This is a genomic window from Zooshikella ganghwensis DSM 15267 (genome assembly GCF_000428585.1).
GTDB lineage: Bacteria > Pseudomonadota > Gammaproteobacteria > Pseudomonadales > Zooshikellaceae > Zooshikella > Zooshikella ganghwensis.
Window position 1 is genome coordinate 63,420 of record NZ_AUAF01000006.1, and the last position, 18,218, is coordinate 81,637.

The 18,218-nt window shown below is 45.8% G+C and carries 5 protein-coding genes; all 5 read left to right on the forward strand.

The annotated features are described in order from the left end of the window. Positions 1–157: 157 nt before the first annotated feature. The 5 genes from F607_RS0102535 to F607_RS0102555 all read left to right on the forward strand — a co-directional run bounded on the left by F607_RS0102535 (position 158) and on the right by F607_RS0102555 (position 17,966). Positions 158–1,006, forward strand: coding sequence for a peptidylprolyl isomerase (locus F607_RS0102535; RefSeq protein WP_027706784.1), 849 nt, complete (start codon positions 158–160; stop codon positions 1,004–1,006). A 1-nt stretch (position 1,007) separates the two neighbouring features. Continuing rightward, complete coding sequence (locus F607_RS0102540; RefSeq protein WP_027706785.1) at positions 1,008–2,018, forward strand: hypothetical protein; 1,011 nt, start codon at positions 1,008–1,010, stop codon at positions 2,016–2,018. Between the two features lie 215 nt (positions 2,019–2,233). Further along, positions 2,234–8,080 (forward strand): thrombospondin type 3 repeat-containing protein, encoded by a 5,847-nt coding sequence (locus tag F607_RS32475; RefSeq protein WP_157365362.1) that lies wholly within the window; start codon positions 2,234–2,236, stop codon positions 8,078–8,080. 331 nt (positions 8,081–8,411) lie between these two features. Then, positions 8,412–17,492: an RHS repeat-associated core domain-containing protein gene (locus F607_RS0102550; RefSeq protein ID WP_027706786.1), complete on the forward strand. Its 9,081-nt coding sequence runs from the start codon at positions 8,412–8,414 to the stop codon at positions 17,490–17,492. A gap of 9 nt (positions 17,493–17,501) precedes the next feature. Next, positions 17,502–17,966: a hypothetical protein gene (locus F607_RS0102555; protein WP_027706787.1), complete on the forward strand. Its 465-nt coding sequence runs from the start codon at positions 17,502–17,504 to the stop codon at positions 17,964–17,966. Positions 17,967–18,218 lie beyond the last annotated feature (252 nt).

An 18,218-nucleotide genomic window follows, 5' to 3' on the forward strand; every position in this document is an offset into this window, starting at 1 on the left:
GGGGAAAATAAGGTAATAACTACATACCTTACAACGAGTATATATAGATAAACAAGGCTTTAAGACTGCTATACTTTACAAGTTATTGTTTTAATCTGTCGCTTTGTTACCACTTAATAGTGGAACGATTTAAAGCTTAAAAAAACAGGAGTAATGTATGAAGTATAGAAACGGTATGTTGAGCGTTTTAATTATTTCTGCCGTTATCGCTGGTTGCTCCCGTGATGAAAAAAAAGAAGTGTTATCTGATAACTCCACCCTGGCAAAAGTGAACGATAAAATAATAACAAAAGATGCTTTTAATGCTTATTTGCAGTTTAAGCGGATACCCAGTGATAATACAGACTTAAAGTCGCGCGCATTGGCACAGTATCTTGAGCGGGAAGCACTTGCTAATGTGATAGAAAAACAGTCCCTCGTTACACAACAACAAATTGATACGGAGATTAATGAGTTTAAAAAACAGATGTTGATCAGTCGTTATTTTGATCAATATTTACAGAATCAAATTACTGATGAGGCGGTTGCGGATTATTATGCAAAAAATCAACAGCAATACTCTGCTGAAAAAGTTCACGTTGCGCATATATTAATTCGAACCAAACCTTCAATGACTGACGCAGAAAGGCAAGCAAAGTTAAATCAAGCTCAAGAGTTGTATAGCAAAATACAGGCAGATGCTGATTTTAATGAAACCGCTAAGCAGTACTCCGAAGATAAGCTTTCTGCGACAAAAGGTGGTGATTTAGGTTGGCTGCCCAAAGGTGCAATAGCACCGACGTTTTCAACAACTGCCTTTGCAATGGCACAAGGCGAAGTTTCTACACCAGTAGCAACGCCCTATGGTTTCCATATCATTAAAGTGGTTGAGCCAGCGAAGACGATTCAGCAACCTTTGGAAAAAGTACGTGGTGATATACGTTATATTTTACGACAGGAGGCTCGCAAAGCTGAACTTGATCGATTATTACAATTAGCAAAAATAAAACGGCTACAGGAGCCTTAATGTGATTAGGCGGTTAGCAGCGGTTAAAAAAATGATGGGGTCTTATATTCGCAGTGCTTTTATCATCCTGTGCACAGTAACTTTAGCAGGTTGTGATGATGCGCCTTCGACTAAAGAAAAAACATCTGAGCATCCTGTTAGTCAAAATGCTAGCGAGGTGGATGCCTCTGGAAATACTGCAGCTGCAGTAGACAGTAAACCTTTGTATAAAGTAAATGATGCGGTTATACGGGAACAGGACGTGCAGCTAGCAATTGAGCGTACGTTAGGAAATAGCGTTAATTTACAAGATGATGATGCCCTTGAAGAAAAAATTTTACAAAGTTTAGTGCAAAGCCAAGCGATGGCGCAAATGGCCCTGTCCGAAATGTCTGATCAAGAAAAGCAAAAACTAGAGGGGCATGTGAATGCCTATCGTGAAGAACAATTAGTGAAAAGTTACTTAACAAAACACACCAAGCCTGTGCCAGTCACAGCTGAACATGTACAACAGTATTACCAGGCACATCCTGAAGAGTTTAGTGCAGGGGTAAGAAAAACCTTTCAGGTATTTTCCAGTACTGAGCCATTATCGCCGGAACAACAGCAAGCATTGGTCACTCAGTTTGGTCAGTTAACCATGGATATGGATTGGCAAGCACAAGCTCAGCAATGGCAACAGCAGAAACTGCCTGTCAGGCTACAACAAACAACGTTAAAGCCGGACTTATTGCCTGAACCTTTACGGGCGTTAGTTGCTGATACACCTGCAGGCAGTCTTTCAAGAGTTTACACAGATCAGCCAACAGAAAGTGGTGACTTACAACCAGCAGCATCAGGTCAGATCGCAAAAGTAATGCGTGTCAAAGTGCTTAAAGAAGTCAGCCTGGGACAACAAGCATTACCTGAAGTGGCTGATAAAATTAGGCAAAAATTAGCTCCCTTGCGAATCCAGCAGGCGGTTAAAGAAGCGGCTGCAAAAGCAATGGCCCAAGTGACAGTGACTGATTTACGTGAAGAACAGCCTAAATAAATATTAGGGCACCTCAAAAATAATGAATTTTTAGAGATGCCTATCAAACAGTTTATAAGGCAGTAAGCTGGCAAGTATGAGGGAGTTACTTACTTCTTATTGAAGGGTTGAAAAATGTCGTATCACCCCATGCACGCAATTCAATATATCCGATACAGACCTCATTAATTTACCGGCATTTTCAGGAATATTCCTGAAATTCGGGTATCACTGTTATGATGTATTGGCGCTTTTTTCAAACCACTCCCCTTCGTTTGCTCTATTTATTTAGCTTACGACTCCTGTTGTGCCTGATATTGATTGGAGTAAATGTTGGTAGCCAGGCAGCACAGTATTGCTCATCATTGTTTGATGGGGCATTGCAGGTTAACCAGCATCGAGGTGGAATTGTATTTTATTTGGGTGGGAAGGTGGTTAATAACCCCAGCTTTGAACTGGAAACCCCCTGGATCTACGACTGGTTTGCCTGGAACACCTGTGGGCGTTATAACTGCTGGGCATCATATAGCACTGCGAATCAGATGGTTAAGCCGCAGTTTCGTTATAGCCAAAATCACATCAATGTGTACCTTAAACCTCGTCGCTCTTATCAGCTTCAAGCTAGAGATGGCAACCAGTTTGGCAATATTGTTGTGCGGCGTAATGCTGCCCTCCGCTTTGCGCAAGGAATGCCGCGAACACACATTAACTATTTACGTTTAGGTGGCCGTGCCAAAGTTTTGCTGAGTGCAGGCGATTATTGGATTAACTGGTTAAGCCTGGGTAATCGTAGCCAGATTTATTTACGGGGGGATGGACCGGTCACCTTATATGTTAACCATGGTTTTACCTTACCCCGCAGTAGCCGAATTAATATGAATGAGAGTAATGCAGGGAGTACGCCCTTATCCATTTATGTTAATGGTTCAGTTCGGCAAGCTAGAAGTTCGCGGATTACTGCGCGAATTTATACGGAACATCACTATCAGTTTGACCCTGAGAGCCAGCTATATGGTGCACTGAATGCGGGTGATATTGATATTGTCCGGGGGGCGAGGATTTTTTACTTGCCCGAAGCCAGCCAAGGCCAGCCTTTTTACTCGCATTGTCCCGACCTTGATGGTGATGGCATTCTCGATCACCTGGATGATGACCGAGATGGCGATGGCTTCTCCAATGCCATTGAAGAGCAGCTGGGTACCGACCCTGATAATGCGGCAGACAGCCCTCCGGATATGGACAATGATAAAATTCCAGATGCGCTGGATGATGATATCGATGGTGATGGTATCAGCAATGTCCATGAGCAACAGCTAGGTACCAATCCTCGTGATCCTAATAGTGTCCCCCCTGATCTGGATAATGATGGTATTCCTGATGCGCTGGATCAGGACCGTGATGGTGATGGTGTTCTGAATAGTGTTGATGCCTTTCCTGATGATCCCAATGAGAGCAGTGATCTGGATGGCGATGGTATTGGTGATAATGCCGATACGGATCGGGATGGTGACGGTATCAGTAATACCTATGAGCAACAACTTGGTACCGACCCCAATGATGCCTCAAGTACACCTCCTGACTTGGATAAGGATGGTATTCCCGATGCGTTGGATGACGACCGGGATGGTGATGGGGTCAACAATGCTAATGATCAGTTCCCCGATGACCCCAAGGAAAGCAGTGACCTGGACGGCGATGGCATAGGCGATAATGCCGACACCGATCGGGATGGGGATGGTATCAGTAATGACTATGAAACCCAGCTTGGCACCGACCCCAACGATGCCACAAGCACGCCCCCTGACCTGGATAAAGACGGTATTCCTGATGCGTTGGATGACGACCGAGATGGCGATGGGATCAACAATACGCTGGATCGCTTCCCCAATGATCCTCACGAACATTCAGATTTAGATGGCGATGGTATTGGTGATAATGCGGATACGGATCGGGACGGGGATGGTATCAGTAATGCCTATGAAACTCAGTTAGGCACTGATCCTAACAATGCGGCCAGTACGCCTCCGGACTTGGATAAGGATGGTATTCCTGATGCGTTAGATGATGACCGGGATGGTGATGGGGTTGCGAATGATCAAGATGCTTTCCCCGATGATCCCAGTGAAAGCAGTGACTTAGATGGTGATGGTATTGGCGACAATGCCGATACGGATCGTGACGGGGATGGTATCAGCAATGACTATGAAACCCAGCTAGGGACTGACCCTAATGATGCATCCATTACGCCCCCCGACCTGGATAAAGATGGTATTCCAGATGCCCTGGATGATGATCGGGATGGTGATGGGGTCGCGAATGATCAAGATGCTTTCCCCGATGATGCTAATGAAAGCAGTGACCTTGATGGTGATGGTATAGGTGACAATGCCGACACTGATCGTGATGGGGATGGTATCAGTAATGCCTATGAAACCCAGTTAGGCACTGATCCTAACGATGCGGCCAGTAACCCCTCAGACTTGGATAAGGATGGTATTCCCGATGCCCTGGATGATGATCGGGACGGTGACGGGGTCAACAATGCGCAGGATGCCTTCCCAGATGATGTCAGTGAGTCTAGTGATATCGATGGTGATGGCGAAGGGGATAACAGTGATCCTGATAAAGACGGTGATGGCATTAGTAATGCGTATGAAGATCAGCTTGGCACTGACCCCAGTGACCCGAACAGTACCCCTGCAGATTTAGACAAGGATGGAATTCCTGACCCATTGGATAATGACCGAGATGGTGATGGTGTCACTAATGATGAAGATGCTTTCCCAGACGATGCAACTGAATCCAGTGATATGGATGGGGATGGTCAGGGAGATAACAGTGATCCCGATAAAGATGGGGATGGTATCAGTAATGCGTATGAAACCCAGCTTGGTACCGATCCAAATGACCCAGCCAGTACGCCCCCGGACATGGATAAGGATGGTATTCCTGATGTGCTGGATGATGATAAAGATGGAGATGGTGTCAACAATGATGAAGATGCCTTTCCCGATGATGCCACAGAGTCCAGTGACTTAGACGGTGACGGACAAGGGGATAATAGTGATCTGGATAAAGATGGCGATGGCATCAGTAATGACTTTGAAACCCAGCTCGGTACCGATCCTGCTGACAGTACCAGTACGCCTCCAGACAGTGATAAAGATGGCAAGCCAGACGCCATTGATGATGATCGAGATGGCGATGGTGTTGTCAATGACAGCGACGCTTTTCCTGATAATCCTAATGAAACCCATGATTTAGATGGTGATGGCATTGGGGATAACAGTGATCCCGATAAAGATGGTGATGGTGTCAGTAATGAGGATGAACTGGCGGCAGGTACAAACCCTGCAGATGCAACAGATTATCCTGTTTTAGAGCCTCCCCAGCCACTTATCAGTACCCCTGATAATCAGCAAGTCTCAACAGATACGCTGTTGATCGAAGGTGGTCTAAAACAGCAGTGGGATAACAGCTTGCAGTGGGCTGCCCGAAGTGATCGCTTTGGGGATACGCCCTTTGTGGTTAAGTTGCTGCAAGGGAACCGTTGGCAAACCACTGTGCCATTGGCCGTGGGGCGCAATATTATTGTAGTTTCTGCTAAGGACAGTCGCGGACGAGTAGGGCAGGCACAGCTTACGGTGACTCGTGTTGATACGGGAGTAGCGTTGGCCCTGCAAGTTAACCAGCCAGTACCGGGTAGTGTGGTCACGCAAAATACTGTTGTGGTTAGCGGTGACATCACCATTCCTAAAGCGGTAGCTCAACTTTCAGTCACCGTAGCAGGACAACCTGCTGTGGTGAGTCCAACCTCAGATAATACACGTTTTACCTTTACCGCTGAGGCGGTCACCCTGGTAGAAGGCAGTAATACCCTGGCCTTACAGTTAAAGGCTGACGAGCAGACCCTCGACCGCACACTAACCTTAACCTACAAAACAGAAATTACCGCAGCAGCGCCGACGATTGCGGCCGTTCAGCCGGCTAAAAATAGCTGGTTAGCGGAGCCAGGATGGATACAGCAGGCCACTATAAGTAGTACCGTAGGGTTAGCAAAAGTACAGCTCAATCAGCAGGATATTCCCCTAGGCTCAGTACAACCCAAAACCTTTCAGTTGCAGGAATTGGTGAGCTGGGGAGGACAGGGGGATAGTTGGACGGTGACCCTTCGTGCTGAGGACAACCTGGGACAGGTGACCGAGCAGCAACTAACGTATCATCGGGATCAAACCCCGCCTGTTATTCGTTTACAGGCTGCTGCGGGGAGCGGGAGTTTGCAGCCGTTACCCGCTGTCAATCAAGTGGTCACTCAGCCTTATCCATTACTGGGTTCAGTGCTGGAAGAGCAACTGGCGAGCTTCACGATTAATGATCAGCCTGTCACTCTGTTACCTGTCAGTGGCTCACCTAATGCATTGAGCTTTAATTCAGCCATTTCACTGGTGCCTGGACAAAGTCAATTGGTCACGTTAAGGGCTGTAGATCAAGCGGGTAATCAGCAGGTACTGAGTTATGCCTTGCAGCTCCGTGGGGAAGTTAATCTGAAGTGGTTAAGTCCATTAACAGCAGAGTATGTGCTGACTGGAGATGAGCCTTATCAGCTGGAGGTGGCAGTTCAGCTTTCAGGCACAGTAAGTGTGGGTACTGTGGTAGCGGTTCAGCTTGTAAGTGATGGCGGTGATACCACTTCCGATAGTACCGCCTCTGCCGCCATTGAGTTACAAGGCAATGATGTGCTGCGCTCCGCGACCTTAAATTTACCGAATACCCCAGGTAGTTTTCAGTTGGTTGCCCAAGCCACGGTTCAGGGGGAGGTTGTGAAGTCCATTACTCAACCGCTCCAGCTATTACCGGTTGAGCAGAAGCCTGTTGCCCTTGAACGAACCAGTCCAATAATTGGCAGTGAAGGTAACGAACCTAATCTGCCAATAACCTTTTATTTTAATCAGCCGGTTGATCAGTCTCTGTTAGTGGTGAAGGTGAATGAGACAGCCCATGGCTACAGTTATCAGGATATGGACCCGGCAGGTACTACGGGCGAGTCTGCTAAAGGCTATCAGCTGCAAGCGATAAACCGTGACTTTGCCCCAGTTACAGGCTCACTTTCTGTATTGCCTGGGGAGCAGGTGGTGGCATTTTATCCCCAGCAGGCGTTAGCCTATGGCGCTACGGTTTATGTCCAGGTGCAGTACCAAGGGCAGGAAATGCTCCGAGGCAATTATCGGACACGGCCACTGCCCACGTTTGTCAATGGTGCCATCATGGATATCTACCACCAGCCGGTCGCCGATATTCAAGTGCGTTTGCAAGGTCCTGTCGCGAGCGCAACTGTCTCAGCAAGTGATTCATTCACGTTTAATAGAACGGCAGTGACCAATAGCGATGGTGCTTATCATTTTGGCTACGGTGATAATGCGCAGCAAACACTGTCTGGTGGGCGTTATCGTTTAGAGATTAATCCAGGATTAACAAATCGACGTTTTGGCTCGCGTGTGCGTTGGTTAGATATTGAAGGAGGGCGACGCAATGAGGCCAGTATTGTGTCGCTGATACCTATGACTGAACAAGTGCTATATACCCCTGTGCAGTCTGGCCGTGTTAATCGCTTTGCTAATGATGCATTGCTCCTGGATAGTCAACAGGCCAGGCTGTTGTTTACCGATGGTCGTCAGCAAGGAGCTATGGCCGCGGTTTTTGTACCAGACAATCAAATCCCGTTTCCCATGACCCGTCCATTAATTCCTCAGTGGGCTTATGTGTTGCAGCCAGCCGGGGTTCAAGTCAGTGGTTCGTTGGCTGTTGATTTTGTTATTCCTGCATTGGATGGCAGCTATGATCATGTTCCCCCCAATGACAGTTATGTATTTTTACTGGGCTATAGTGGACAAGCTGATAGGATGGTGCCTGTAGGTGTTGGTCAGATTCAAAATAATCGCGTGGTGAGTCAGGGAGACACTTACTATGATCGGCTGGATGCCATTGCTTATGGTATTGCGGCACCAGCTTATCAAGAAACACTGAAAAATTATGCTGAGGGTAAAGCGAGTTTTGCAGAAGTGCTGTTGTTATTGCAGGAATAATGAGCTTATTGCGTTGATTGAAGTTGGGTGTTGGGTGTAAGGCAATAAAGTAAAGTTATTTTTTCCGCCCGCATTAGAAGGCCATCCTTGGCCACTAATGCTAACGATGCTCCCGGCATCTGCTCCAAAAACAACCTTACCTTATGCCCCAAACATTGAGTCAATAAATCAGATTGGGTGAAAAGAATAATTATTTGTTTGTTTAGTATTGGTGGGGTGTGGGTTCAGGTGCTTATAACGCCTAAGCCATGAAATTGGAATTTATAGTCAACCGTATCAAGGGAATGTGTACAGGCAAAAATACGTTTTTGAACGTAGGGTAGTTAAAAATATGCAGTGGTATGTGCTTGTTTTTAAATATATTAAAAAAGTGCAAAAGTACTTTTTATTGCCGTTTATTATTTTTCTAGTTGGCTATAGTACATTGACTCATAGCTTTTTATTAAATCCTAATATTCCTTCTAGCAATTACAATTACACTTCGCATACGGCTCAAGGAGCTGTTTATGCTAGGCAGACAGTTTTAGGTGAAAATGGTGCACCTGTTTTGGTTGAGTATGACTTGAAGGGTAATGAAGTTAAGGAAATAGGAGAGCAGACTGGTAGATATGAAAATGTCAGAATTATGAGTGGTGAGCAGTTTAATGGCTATCTTCGAAAAAAAGAAAAATTAGAAAGGCAATACTTTAACCAGTTTGATATCTTATCTAGAGACGAGTATCAATGGACTAGGTTTGTAGATCAGAATGGAAACCATGTTGAAAAGAAAGTTTTATTACCCGATACATTATATGTATGGGTGTTAAAACCTGGCTTTATCTACCCTGGAAAAAATTATATTCTACTTGAGGTTCCAATTTATCATAATGAAGACCCTGTTTCTGTAATACCAGAAAACTATATCAGGAGTTTGTTGGTTTCGACGGAGTCAGGAAAAATTATTTACAGAACTGAAAAGAATATTGGTTATAAAACTGGGTTTGTAGAAGGGAAAAGTACTGGTATTAATCGTTTTTTTACGAGAAGTGCGAGTGATGTTTTATTAAACCCAATACCTAATATAAAAATGATGGCTATGACTGGCAATGGTGATTTTTCATCTATGACCAATCAAGAAGGTAAGTATAGGCTAGAATTTTATAATCCAGCATGTCCGGGCTTTTTTCATGAGTATAGCAATCCTATTATTGCTGAGTTAAAATACAGTCGCTTTCACCCTAGAAAGACTGACTACTTTCCCTACTATCTTATAAAAGAAACCATATCTACATGTATTGGTTTAACTTCTTTGGGACCTACAGATGAAGTATATACATCTCAAAGTGGTTACTTATATCAGAGTGTAGATTTTCCTGTAGATATGCTAGTAGTTAGAGGGAAGGGAAGTTTTTTTAATAAGCTAGATGAAAAGGTTCCTCTTGCGAGTGAACAAACAAATTTAACATTATTTGATAGCACTAAATCACTAGAAGAAAAAATAATACCTCAGCTGGACTTAAATAATGATGGGCGTTTAGATACAGTTATTCCTGGGAAAATCGAGGCTGTTTCTACGCTGGATAGCAAAAAAGTTTTTGTTGAAGTCCTAAGTGTAGAAGATGCAGAAGTATTGGGTATTTTCTTTTCACCTGATATTTCGGGTAAGCAGCCAGATATTATCCGTCTGCCGGATTGGGCACAAGATTTACAGGATAAAGTATTACTTACACAAATTGCTAAAGAGGATTTAGAAAATACTGATTTATATGTGGTTAGAACGTCAACAGGTGAGTTGGTTGCTGAACAGAAAGGCTTTAATCCTTCAGCCTTGTCTAAAGATGTTGATGACAGTAGCTTTAATTTTTTAGTAAAACTACGAGGTCAGTTAGCTGAGATTTATCATCCTGGTTTTAATTTTTCTATATGGCAAGTTAGTGAAGGTTTTACAACAAATTTTCAGAAAAGGATATATGACCAAATTAGACCTGGAGAACAAATTACAATTTATTTAATTAATCGTGTGACAGGTTATCTTGGTCATAAGACCGTTACGTTAGGTAAAAATTATGCATTAATTGGTAGTAGCGATTTATCGACAGATGTTGGTGAAATACAGCTCTATCCACCTAACTTGAAACTATGGGCTATTCGTCGCCCTTATCCTTCAAGTTTTAATCAAAGCGAACATGACCAAATGATTAGCAATGAAGGAATGGGAATAACGAATGACCAGTTAATTGTTGTGTTTTCAGAATGGTTAGACCATAACGACAATCCTTTGCCTTTTGCATTAGCGGATTATGGATTCACAGGTAGGCTAGCGCGAGTGATAGCCCCATATCAGCTGGGGCCAGCTACTGGTGGAGATGCGCATGTTGCACACTTTAGTATTCGCCCTGGTCGTCAAACTCAGTTGGTACGCTTTCCAGAAAAAGTAGTGAGTCGTCAGCATTTTTATGTACAGGTTAATGCAACACCACAATATCGAAACCCGGATTTTTCATCTGCTCGAATTAGTGGGGAAATGCTCTTTGGTCGTCCAGAAAAGTTTGTACCTGTCAAAGTTCCTATCTTTGATGAAGATGCGGCACGGCAGGCCAATGCGATAACGGCTTCCGAACGGCAGAATTATTTTCAATGGGTTTACCGCCCTGAACTGCAATTTAGCTTATATGATCTGGATGTGCAGTCTTTACAAATCCTCAATATCACCAAGGGCAAGGAAACGATCCGTGATGTGTTAGTCAATCCCACTCTGATTATGCCTGGAGATAAACTGTTAACTTGGTTTTATAGCTTAATTTCTCCTGAAGTCGAAGCATTAAAAAGCTGGTCGAAGCCTGGAGAGCTTGTGTTAGCCATTGGTGATCAAGAGGTGGCTGTTACGTTAGGGAAGGACCAGAAAGTAAATATTGATAACTTGGAAAAAGTCCGTCAGTTGGATGCAGATGGGCTGCTCACCTTACGATTGTACGCCAACAACGATACCCAGAATATTTTATGGCAATACAATTTTCCAGGTCCCTTTCTACGGGTTCCAGAAAAAGTGGTTAAAGGTCGAATTAAATTAGATGTCCCCAATGAACGTGTGTGTACTAATCCTGCTCGTTTGAAATTCATCTTACAACAACCTGCCAAAATCACCCTTACCACCCGTGACCAGTTTAGTGGGAGTGGTGGGTCTGAAACAAAGCTACTGGATGAGGTACTTTATCCAGCAGGTACCCATCTTTATGAGTTTGACCCCGCGGCTTACCCCAATGGACTGTTTAGCTACCAGATGACGGGCGTTTCTGAAATTTCCCATAAAAAAGAGCAGTACAACGGGGTGCTAGAGGTATTTTATGATATCGATAACCAGTTGCCTGTGGGTCATGTGGTGGAGCGCAATATTGATTTATTTACCGGCAATTTAGCCTTCTCTCGCACCGATATTGATATTCCTGGTCGCGGGGGCGGTTTACAGTTTACCCGCAGTTACAACAGCCAAAGCCGTGATGCGGGTCGTTTAGGCCGAGGCTGGAGCCATAACTATGATGTGGCGTTATACCGTACCGGCTGTGGTTATGTCATGGTCAAAGGCATGGTGTTTATTGAAGAAGGGGACCGCTATCGGCCGGGTAAAGGCTACCACGGCACCTTAAAAAAAGTCGGCAATCGTTATGACCTGTACACCAAAGATGGCACTCGCTATCACTTTCGGCAGTATGCCTTCGACCAGAGTAACCGCAGTTGGCATCTCGCTTATATCGAAGACACTAATGGTAACCAAACCCAACTGAGTTATCACGAAGGCTTGGGGGATGGGCGCCTAAAGTCCGTGGTGGACGGTGCAGGTCGCCGTTTGAATTTTTTCTATGAAAGCCGGCAGGGCGATTTCCGTATCACCAAAATCAAAGCCCCGGGTGATCTGGAAGTGGAGTTCTTCTATGACGCCCAAACCCGGTTGGTTAACCGGATCATCCGCAGCCAGCAAACGGCTGTAGAAGAAAAATACGGCTACCAAGGGGCGGTTGATGATCCTCAGCAGATGGCCGACTGGGTGCAGCTGCATCGGATACAAAGTATCACCGATGCCAATGGACATAATACCCGCTATCAAGCCGTGCCCTACCAGCTGCAAGCCTCCGCCACTGAGAATCTGATCATGGATTCGGCCTGGTATAACCAAATCGACTATCCGGATAACACCCAGGCCCAATTCAGTTACAATGGCCGTGCTCGTCGTAATAACACAGAACTCACCACGACCGTCACCGATAACCGCGGGAACGAGACCCGTTATACCTTTAACCGTTATGGTTCCCCGTTAACCATCACCTCCCCTGCGGGCACCATTGAACATACCTGGGCTGACTTGGATGTCTTGCTGCTGTCTCGCACCAATGAAAATGGCGTCAAGACCACCTACACCTACGATGAACATGGCAATATCCTCACCGAAAAAGTCAGTGGAAAAGCAGACCACCCGGCCAAGGTCAATACCTATGTGCTGTTAGGGGAAGGTGCGGCTGAAGGCACTATTAAAAACCGGCCGGCCACCCAACAGGACCGGGAAGGGCGGCTGACCCGCTTCAACTATGATAAACGAGGCAATTTGCTCACAGTCACCCATCCGGATAGCACCACCGAAACCTTTACCTATGCCAACAATGGTGATCGCCTAACGGCCACCAATCAACGCGGCCATACCACCCGCTTTGCCTATGATGAATACGGCTATCTGGCCAGTACCACCGATGCCTTAGGCGGCATCACTCGACAGCAGTGGAATGTGCGGGGGTTAAAACTGCAAGAGCAAAATGCCCGCACCGATGTACTGGGCCTGACCCGTTACCGCTATGATGGCTTAGGCCGCCTGATTCGCCGTATTGATGCACTGCGTAACGAACGCACCTACGCCTACGATGACAATGGCAATAAGCTACGGGAGACGGATGAATTAGGTCGGGTCAGTGAATGGGACTACGACAGCCTGAATCGGGTGATTGAGCAGCGTAAGACCTTAGCGGGGCAGGTATTACGCCAGCAACAAACCTATGATGCCAACGGTAATGTGCTGAGCAGCACCGACTGGCTTGGGCAGACCACTGAGTATGCCTATGATGAAGTGAATCGCCGGATTTTAGAAACCTTACCCCCCGACAGTGCCGGAGAACGAGCCCAAACCCGCTTTGCCTATGACAAAGTGGGCAATCTGACCTTAGAAACCCGCCCGTTAAACCGCATCACTGAGTACCGTTATGATGATTATGATCGGCGGGTTTATGTCGGCGCTTACCTAAACGTGGGGGGCAGTGAACGGGCCGAGCAGACCACAACCTATGATGAGGTGGGCAATAAACTCAGTGAAACTGACCCGGAAGGGCGGCAGAGCTTTTTTGAATACGATGTTATGAATCGGTTGGTCACTCAGTTACAACCGTTGGGCCGTACTACGCGCTTTGGTTATGATGCCGCAGGCAATCCTATCAAAACCACGGATGCCCTGGACCGCGAGATCACCCAAACCTTTGATGCCCTCAATCGCAAGATTACCGTGACTGATGCCGAAGGCCATACCACCCAGTTAGCCTATGATGCGATCGGTAATCTCACCCAAGCCACTGATGCCCTGGGCCGGGTCAGTCGTACCCGCTATGACCCACTGAACCGTGTGACGGAACAAATCGATGCCTTACAGCACGTGACCCGATTCAGTTACGATGCGGTGGGCAATAAACTCACCGAACTATGGCCCAATGGCCGGTTACTCAGCTACCGCTATGATGACTTTGACCGTCTCACTGAGCAGCGGGATAACCTGGAAGGCAGTGCGCCGCTGTTACAGCAGGTATTTGATGGCAATGGCAACCTGCTGACCGCCACCGATGGCCGTGGCTTGGTCAGCACCTATACCTATGATCAGCGCAATCGACGGCTAACGGAAACCCTGCCAGGTAATCGTCTCACTCAGTATCAATACGATGCGCTGAATAATCTGGTGTTGCGCATTGATCCCCGCAACCAGCGTTGGCAGCAGAGCTTTGACTTACTGAACCGGGTAATCAGCGACACCGACCCCCTCGATCAGCAACAAACGTATAGTTACGACAAGGTGGGCAACCGTCTCACAGTCACCGACAAGCGCGGCGCGACCACCCGTTATAGCTATGATGCCCTCAACCAGTTGCTGACTACCACCGATCCGCTAAGCCAAACCCTGCAGCGCAGCTATGACCTGGTGGGCAATGTGTTGACCGATACCGACAAGCGCGATATTGTCAGTGCCTACAGCTATGACCGCAATAATCGCCGCCTGACCACCACCCGTGCTAATCAGCTGCTCAGTACCCTAAGCTATGATGCAGTGGGCAATACCCTCACCGAGACGGATGCCAACGGCAATACCACGGCCTATGAATACGACAAACTGAACCGAGTGATTGTGGTGCGGCAACCGCTCGATGCCATTGTTCGTCATCGTTACAACCCAATGGGTGATCGGGTGCTGACCATTGATCCGGCGGGGCGAGCTACCACCTGGACCTATGATGTGCGGCGACAACAGTTGAGCGAAACCCTGAATGTCACATTGACCAGCAATGGCAACCCAGCACCCGGCAGTGGTGAAACCACCACCTATGTTTATGACAATGTGGGTAATCGCATTCAACAAACCCGCCCCTTGGGTAATGGCTGGCGCTATGTCTATGATGATGCCAACCGTTTGCAGCAGATTACTGATGGTAACGACCAGACGACAAGTTATGCCTATGACGCCAACAATAACTTGCTGAGCCAGACCAATGCATTAGGGCGGGCCACGACGTTTGCGTACGATGAACTGAATCGGCGTACGACTGTTACCTATCCAACAGACAGCGGCGAAACAGCACGGGTGCATCGTACGGCATATGATGCCAATAACAATATCAGCCAATACACTGATGCCTTAGGCCAGTTAATTACCTATCAATACGATGCGCTGAATCGGGAGACGCAGCGGGAGTATCAACAAGCCCAGCTGATCCCCTCAGGGGCCAGTGTGAGTCTGACCATTCAGCAGGTGACGACACAATATGATGCTAACAGTAATGTCACAGGCATGACCGAAACCTATCAAGTCAGTGGTGGTGCAGGTGGTACGGAGCAGAAAGTCATTCAGCAGGTTTATGATGATTTTGATCGGCTGAGCCAGCGCACGGACGCCTATGGGCAGGTCGTGAATTATCAATACGATGCCAATGGCAATCGCACGGGGTTACGTTATATAGCAGGTGGGGGGACGACAAATACGCCACGTGCAACCAGCTATGTGTATGATGCGCTAAATCGACTGGCACGGGTGGATAATCCCCAGGGCAGTACCCGTTATCAATATGACCTCAGTGGTCTACTCCTGCGCACGTTATATCCTAATAATGCATCCATCAGCCAAAGCTATGATGGCGCAGGGCGGATTTTAGCCATGGAGCATCGAGTAGGGGATACGTTGGTGTCGCAATTTCAGTACCAGTACGATGCCAACGGCAACCGACTACAACAAATCGCCCGTAATGGCAGCACCCTGGAAACCACCACCTATACCTACGATGCGTTAGATCGACTACAACAGGTGACGTATCCTGAACAACAAGTGATGTATGCGTATGATGCAGTGTATAACCGGATACGGGAAACGACCACCGACGCGGCTAATAATCAGGTTATTAAAGATCAGGGTTTTAGCTATAACCTGCGTAATGAGTTGCTGGAAATTAAAGATCTGCCCGCTGACACTGTGGCCGTCAGTTATCAATATGATGCTAATGGTAATCAGATTCAGAAACAAAAAGCGGGTGTAACCACCGACTTTGTCTATGACATCCGTGATCATCTACGACAGGTGATGCAGGGTGGTTCCAGCGTCGGCCAGTTTTTATACGACACTCGTGGTCTACGTGTTGAGAAGTTAGGTAACCGTGGTGTAGAACGGTATACCTATGATGATCAAAGTGTCCTCGCCCAGTTAGATTCCAGCAACAATCCCATCGCCCATTACGATTACGGCCCCGGCCGGTTAATGGCCCTCACCCACCGCGATGAAGGTACCGCCTTTTACCATTTTGATGCGCTAGGCAGTATCGTCAATTTAACCACCACCACAGGTGCGGTACAAACCCGCACACTATATGACGCCTGGGGTCATCATCGCCTGCAAGAAGGTGACAGTTGGAACCGCTTTGGCTTTACCGGCCATGAAGAAGATCCCGAGACCGGTTTAGTGTATGCCAAAGCCCGGTTTTATGACCCGGATGTCGGGCGCTTTTTGAGTATGGATGCCTGGGAAGGGGATTTGACGTTAGCGCCCAGTTTGCATAAGTATTTGTATGCGTATGGGAATCCGCTGGTTTGGGTGGATCCTGATGGGAAGCAGGGCTATCCCGCTACAGCATATACAGCGAAGAAAGAAAGGGAAGCACAGATAAGAAAGGCAGAAGAAGATGCGCTGTATGCACAGCTCGAACAAGATAGTGATCATGGTGCATTTACGGAAGAGTCTACGATAGGAGGGCTTCCTGGCGGGTATCTGTTTTATAGCAGGTCAATGAATGCTGTATTTGGCCCAGGAGGTCACTATATAGATCCAATGATACGGAGTGCTGGTAAAGAAGAATATGCTTCTTATGTGAGCTGGGAGGGGGGGTATACAAATAAATTTGTAAAAGTGTTTACCCCCGTAGCTGCAGGTCTATTGCTTTCACGAAATGCGATGAAAAGCAAAATTATTACTGAGGGGGGAACGTATTCTCCTAGGAAGTCAGTAGGACGTGCAAACACTTGCAGTATAGAAGGACCTTGTTTTAATGAAAAAGGTCAAAAATTAACTCCTCTAACTCCAAATAATACTTCAGTTTCTGGTGCTTCAGGGACGTATGGAAAAGATTTAGGTGGATCGATACAAGAGTCTTTTAATACAGATTATGGTAGTGAGTTATCTAGGTTTAAGCGAACAGGGTTAAATATTGGGCAAGCTCCAGAACGTTTAAGAAGAGGCTTTGGAAATATACCTGAATCCGTAACTACGACGAGCGGAGTACCTATTCATCCTGTTCCAGGGAAAACAACTACAATTCTTGGAAATTATGTTGAGGATATGGACAACATAATTAACAAACAGTTGAACTATCCTAAAACAACGGATTTCGATGCAAAGCCTGGTGGCTTTAATGTATTGAATGTACCTGATGATATGTATAAAACACCGGATCAATTTTGGAATGAAATTAATAAGCCTTTTCTTGATATGGCGATAATGCGTGGTGATGATATTCTGCTAGCTACGAAACCAAGAGCTGATCTATTGCGCCGAGATGATGGTACATTAACAGGTTTTGGGCGTGAAATAGAACATCTAATTGATAATGGATATCGTTATGATAGTGTTACTGGAAAAATGGTTAAGAACTGAGGTCATGAAATGAAAGAACCATATGGGAAAGTGCTTAATTCCAATATAGCTGTGTTTAGAAAACTTGGATTTTCTAAGTCAGTTGATGACGAATACCTTGTAGTTTTTTCGAAAGAAAACTGTTTAGTTGAAATTTCTGCTGAAAGATATTATTTGCCTTCAATTACAACTAAGCTTATCGATCAAAAAGGAAAAAAATATTCGATTCGAATAATCAGGGAAATATTGGATAAAAATAATCTTGAGAAAGACACGAAAGAGCTTGAGGAAATTAGAAGGAAGTACAGATTAGACGACAAAAATATTGATAACGATTTACGCAAAAAGGGAATTGAGGAATATATAAACTTAAGTTTTAAACAATTAGTTGGCTTTTTATCAGGAAACCTAGATACATTAATTGTTATTGATGATCTATTTAAGGCTGAGTATTTAAAAAGGGAGGATGAATTAATGGGACATTTGAGAATATAAGTACAGTAAGAAAAGAAGTAAGAAAGGGACACCCTGTGCGCCGGGCTAAGCCGGCAAAATGTAGAGCACCAAATTGCCGCCGTACTTTTAACCAAGTTATTTATCGTGCCGTTTGGTGGCAATTTGAGCAATTTTTCAAATTAACGTCATAATAAACAAAGAAAGGGGACATGCACTTTTTGACTTAGGACAAAATATGAGCTGAGTAGCGGTGCTAATATACTGATTATTATTTGAGCAGTATTAGATGTG